The organism is Streptomyces sp. NPDC054847 (genome assembly GCF_053610925.1).
Genome location: NZ_JBSGZJ010000527.1, coordinates 1 through 4670, shown reverse-complemented (window position 1 = coordinate 4670; position 4670 = coordinate 1). Strand labels below are relative to the sequence as shown.

At 68.0% G+C, this 4670-nt stretch carries 7 protein-coding genes; 6 read left to right on the top strand and 1 reads right to left on the bottom strand.

Going from position 1 to position 4670, the window contains the following annotated elements; all coding sequences use genetic code 11:
* Window positions 1-110: 110 nt before the first annotated feature.
* The 5 genes from ACWGH4_RS31600 to ACWGH4_RS31580 all read left to right on the top strand — a co-directional run bounded on the left by ACWGH4_RS31600 (window position 111) and on the right by ACWGH4_RS31580 (window position 3450).
* A complete protein-coding gene (locus tag ACWGH4_RS31600) occupies window positions 111-290 on the top strand; it encodes a hypothetical protein (protein ID WP_453466929.1) in 180 nt (59 codons plus the stop codon).
* Window positions 291-1181: 891 nt separating this feature from the next.
* A complete protein-coding gene (locus ACWGH4_RS31595) occupies window positions 1182-1520 on the top strand; it encodes a MerR family transcriptional regulator (protein ID WP_441267095.1) in 339 nt (112 codons plus the stop codon).
* 326 nt (window positions 1521-1846) lie between these two features.
* The gene (locus tag ACWGH4_RS31590; protein WP_441267094.1) at window positions 1847-2113 is read left to right on the top strand and encodes a hypothetical protein; all 267 of its coding nucleotides are present in this window, start codon (window positions 1847-1849) and stop codon (window positions 2111-2113) included.
* 137 nt (window positions 2114-2250) lie between these two features.
* Window positions 2251-2559 (top strand): hypothetical protein, encoded by a 309-nt coding sequence (locus tag ACWGH4_RS31585; protein ID WP_453466926.1) that lies wholly within the window; start codon window positions 2251-2253, stop codon window positions 2557-2559.
* 480 nt (window positions 2560-3039) lie between these two features.
* Window positions 3040-3450: a RidA family protein gene (locus tag ACWGH4_RS31580; RefSeq protein WP_453466924.1), complete on the top strand. Its 411-nt coding sequence runs from the start codon at window positions 3040-3042 to the stop codon at window positions 3448-3450.
* A gap of 116 nt (window positions 3451-3566) precedes the next feature.
* Here ACWGH4_RS31580 and ACWGH4_RS31575 read toward each other — a convergent pair whose 3' ends face one another.
* Window positions 3567-3758: an SRPBCC domain-containing protein gene (locus ACWGH4_RS31575; protein WP_453466922.1), complete on the bottom strand. Its 192-nt coding sequence runs from the start codon at window positions 3756-3758 to the stop codon at window positions 3567-3569.
* 179 nt (window positions 3759-3937) lie between these two features.
* Between ACWGH4_RS31575 and ACWGH4_RS31570 the strand changes: the two genes are divergently transcribed.
* Window positions 3938-4670, top strand: a 733-nt coding sequence (locus ACWGH4_RS31570) for an alpha/beta hydrolase (RefSeq protein WP_453466920.1), incomplete at its 3' end; no start/stop codon positions are given.

Genomic DNA, 4670 nt, shown 5'->3' with positions numbered 1-4670 from the left:
GCCCAAGCTCTGGACTTGCTCAAGTCCGGTTGGGCTGCCGATCGCCAGGGGCATCGTCCACGCACACGCGACGCGACACGCACGCGTGCCGGAGACACACGGGGGACGACATGACCGACTTCCTGATCATCGCGGGCTTCGCCGTGATCGTGATCCTGCTCGTCGGGGCGGGCGGGAAGAAGAAGACGAAAGGCCGGGACAGCCGCCGGGGCGGAAACGGCGACGGCGGTGGCTACGGCTGCGGCTGCGGCGGCGGCTCCTCGTGCGGCGGCGGGGGAGGCGGCGACTGAGCCGCCCCGGCCGGGACTTCACCGGAGGGACCGCCCGGAGCGGTCAACGCCGCCCCTCCCTGCGGCGGTTAACCCCGCGATGACCGGCTGCGCCCTCCTGGCGTCGCTGTTCGAGTGCGATTACTTCACTGCCGAACACGCGGAAATCTATGTTGGCCAAGGTAGACATTGAATGGTGGTGTGGTTATGGTTTCTCTCGTAGCTCAGAGAGACCGCAGGGCCTGGCAGAGACGAATTGCCGGGCAGCAGTACCCCCGCAGTTGCAGTTCGCAGGACGGTGCGGTGGTGGAGTTCCGAAGCCAGGGTTGATGCAGGACGGCGACGGGACTGACGACTGGACCGGGCGGCCCGCAGTGATCAGGGGCCGCCGTGAGCAGTGCCGCAGTTGACGCAGTGGCAGTATCCGCAAAATGCAGTTCGCAGTGCTCAGCAGTGAAGTAAGTGAGCAGCACCTCGATGAAGGCGTCGGGCTGCGGACGCGCGCATCGGGAAGTTCGGCAGCGGTTCTGAGCCAGAGCAGACGCATGAACGGGCGACGGACCGGCTGCCGAAGTGGCGCTGTCACAGGCCACTGATCAGTTCGCATCACCAGCAGTACGCAGTGCCCCCGCTTGGTAAGCAGTTGATCGCCGAGGGAAGAACGGAGAAGCCAGGCGCCATCAGGATCGCCCGGACGGAAGTCTTCGAATCCGGGTACCGCAGGACATCGATAGTGAGGTGGTCTCCGGTCCAGCAACGCGATCCCCGCAAACGCCGACAGCGTTTCGGTCGGCTCAGCGGAAACAGAACGCCGGCGCAGTACGAGGGCCGGCAGATGGTGTAGCAGTTCCTCCGGGGTCCTGGTGTCATATGGCACCAGGGCCCCTCCAGCGTGTTCCCCAGAGAGGTGCAATGACAGCAGACGACTCATACGGCCGTCTCGATGACGACGACTACCCCGCCTACACCATGGGCCTGGCTGTCGAAATGCTTGGCACCACACCGAACTTCCTCCGCGCGATCGGCGAAGCCCGCCTCATCACACCACTGCGTTCCGCAGGCGGACACCGCCGCTACTCCCGCTACCAGCTGCGCATTGCCGCCCGCGCCCGGGAACTCGTCGACCAGGGCACCCCCATCGACGCCGCCTGCCGCATCATCATCCTCGAGGACCAGCTCGAAGAAGCCCAGCGCATCAACGCCGAACACCGCCGCACTGCCGATTCGGCAAACCCCACGGCTGCCGCCTGAGACAGCCGGCCCCTCACTGGCGTACCGGCCCTCCATGTCTTGCCCGGATCCGGTCGTGGCGCGGTTCAATGGCGGCCATGACGCGTAGAACCCCAACCACCGCCATCGTCACCGTTGTTGCCGCGGTCGTGCTCGCCGCTCTCACATCGTGTTCCTCGGATTCTTCGGACGGGCCGCCCGCCGAGGGCCGGCCCAGCGGGTCAGGCGCCGGGGCGCCGGCGTCGGACCCCGGGCCGACTCCCACAGAGACGGCCACGCCGTCGCCCTCACCGACCGGGCCGTGCGCTGACGGGACATGTGAGATCGAGGTCGCCGTAGGGGACGTCGTGACCGTGCCGGAAAAGTACGGCCTCGGACCGATCAAGGTGACGGCGATCACCGGCGGCGAGGTCGAGATGGCCGCGCCGCTGACGGGATCGGGCTACAGCGTTTCGGGCTGCTCCGGCGGCGGCAGCGTGTCCTCGGAGGGCAGCGGCGGCGTCGGGCTCAGCTGCGGCAAGGGGCCTGCCGCGACCATCAACGACGCCATGAGCCTGGAGGTCGTCGAAATCCTCGACGCCACCGCCGTCCTTCGCATCGAACCCGTCGGGTGACGTACGGCTCGGCCCCTTGGGGCAGGATTCCGTACAAGCGTGCCGGTCACGCGAGACGGTGCAGAAACGGCTCAGGGCCAGTGGCCAGTGGGCGCGCTTGGGGCGCCTTTTGACGTCGTGACAGAAAGGATCTCTGAATGCGCAGTTCAGGGCGGCCATCGCTCAAGGTCCTGGGCTGGGCTCTGTTCATCGTCGGCATGACCACGTTCTTCATCAACGCCGAGGCCCTCATGAACGGCAAGGCCGTCGAGTGCGACGGCAGCCCGATGAGACCCGGTCAGTGGTGCGTGAGGGTGGGCGATGAATCCCTCAGCTACGACGAGGAGAAGAAGAACGAGGCCCGTGGAGAGCTCGTCGGCTACGCCGGGGTGGGCCTCGGCGCCCTCGGTATCGCCGTCTTCGTCACCAATGGGATCACCACGCGACGCGGAAACCGACAACGCTAGCCGTCAGTGGGGAGCACGTTGAGGCTCCGCCTGGGCGGGACACCCTGCCGTGCCGCCGCCCTGCCCATCGAGCCCCACCTCGCCCCCGAAGTCACCGCCCGGCCTCCGAGAAGCCCGCGCCCTCGAAGTCACCGCCTGCCCATCGAAAAGCCTCGCCCCCTACGCCGACCGCCAGGTCCGCGAGGACTTCATCGCCGACCGACAGCGCCAACGCCGCGCCCTGGCCGCGTTCCTCGACGGCTGGAACGGCCCCACTGACCCGCGAAAGCGGTGCCCGGAGCAATTCCCCAGGCAGGGCCGACGGCTGGGAAGAGGGTCACCAACCCGGCGGGCTCGTCGAACCCGTTGACCCGACCGACGCCACGGCGACACTCCGCACCCCATGGCGGTGCCGTGGGACGGCGAAAAGGAGAAGACGGCGCCGACGCGCCGTTGGCAGGATGTCCGGGCCCAACACCCCGTGGGAAAGGACCCAAGACCGTGGCTCGCGCTGTCACCCTGATCCGCTCCGCATCCCTGTCCGACATCGCCGAGTACGCTTACGCGGCCACGGCGCCCGCCGAGGCCCGCCTGATCTTCCTCGCCGGGGCATGTCCACTGAACGACGACGGCTCGACGGCAGCGATCGGCGATTATGCAGGCCAGGCCCTGAAAGCCGTCGAGAACATGCAGACTGCTCTCACCGCCGCCGGCGCGTCCCTCCAGGACGTCATCAGCACGAGGGTCCTCGTGGCATCGGCCCGCCGGGAGGATTTGGTGACTGCCTGGGAGGTGGTCCGGGACTCGTTCGCTGACCATGACGTCCCCAGCACTTTGATGGGCGTCACGGTGCTGGGCTACAAGGACCAGCTCGTCGAGATCGAGGCCGTCGCCGCGGTGCACGACGTCTGACGGGCTCACCGGGTGCCCGATTCCACAGTCCCCAAGGAGCGTCCAGGTCGACACCAGTCGTGAGCGACCGGGCAGTTCCTGGTCGGTCAGCGACGCCGCCGGCTTCTCCAGCGCCGTCATCTGCTCCTGCATGTGCCGCCGACCCGGAAGTCCAGCTCGACCGTGTCCATCGTGCCGCGCTCGCCGCACCACCGGCGCTTGACCGGTTCGGGCGTGGTCCACGCCCGGTAGATCAGCCGCCGGGGCGCGTCGAAGCCGGTCCACTTCCCGAGTGGCGGCTCTGCGGCGGCGCCACGGAGACTCCGCAAAAACCCGTAGGCGGACGAGGGGCGACCACTGCTACGTTCCAGGAGGCCGTGCGAGAGATCGAGGAGGTGGTACCCGTGAACGCAGTATCGACATGGGTGCTCCCCTCCGGGGTCACGGTCGGGCGATAGACAAGGTCGTCCGGGAGCGCCGTTCCAGTGCCCTCCCGAAAGGCACGACCATGCATGTCACTTCCGAGCAGCGCCTCGACGACGGCGTCCTCGAACGCGAATTCACCCTCGGTGAGATCCTCGGCATCCTGTGGACGCCCGCATCGGCATCCGCATCCGCATCAGCGCCGCTGATCCTGCTCGGCCACCCTCCCCTCGGACTGCGCAAGATGTACCCCCGACTGGTGGCCCGGGCCCGGCATTCCGCGGCGGATGGCTTCGCCACGGCCACCATCGAGCTCCCCGGAAGCGGCGACCGGCCTCGTTGGCCCGCCGCCGAGCAGGCCCGCGCTGACCTGCGCCGGGCTATGGAGGCCGGCGAGCCGGTCGGCGACGAGATCGTCGACGCCCTCATCCTCCCGCTGGTCGACAAGTCGGTCCCGGAATGGCAGGCCGCCCTGGATGCCCTCCTGTCGCTGCCCGAGATCGGCGGCCCGGTCGGGTACTCGGGGGGAGTGATCTCCATCGGAATCCGGTTGGCGGTGGTCGAGCCGCGCATCGTGGCCGCCGGTTTCTTCGCCGGGAGTTTCGTGCCGCGCGCCATGTTCGAGGAGGCCCGGCAGGTCACCATTCCCCTGCATGTCCTGCTGCAGTGGGACGACGAAGGGAACGACCGGCAGGCGGCCCTGGACCTGTTCGACGCCTTCGGCTCCAAGGAGAAGACGCTGCACGCCAACATGGGCGGGCACACTGATACCGATCCCGAATTTTCCTCAGAGCTACTCTTCGCCCCAGTTGGTTCAC

What these genes read in the sequence shown, in the direction of transcription:
- ACWGH4_RS31600 (WP_453466929.1), top strand. Translation starts at nt 111, where the DNA reads ATGACCGACTTCCTGATCATCGCGGGCTTCGCCGTGATCGTGATCCTG.
- ACWGH4_RS31595 (WP_441267095.1), top strand. Translation starts at nt 1,182, where the DNA reads ATGACAGCAGACGACTCATACGGCCGTCTCGATGACGACGACTACCCC.
- ACWGH4_RS31585 (WP_453466926.1), top strand. Translation starts at nt 2,251, where the DNA reads ATGCGCAGTTCAGGGCGGCCATCGCTCAAGGTCCTGGGCTGGGCTCTG.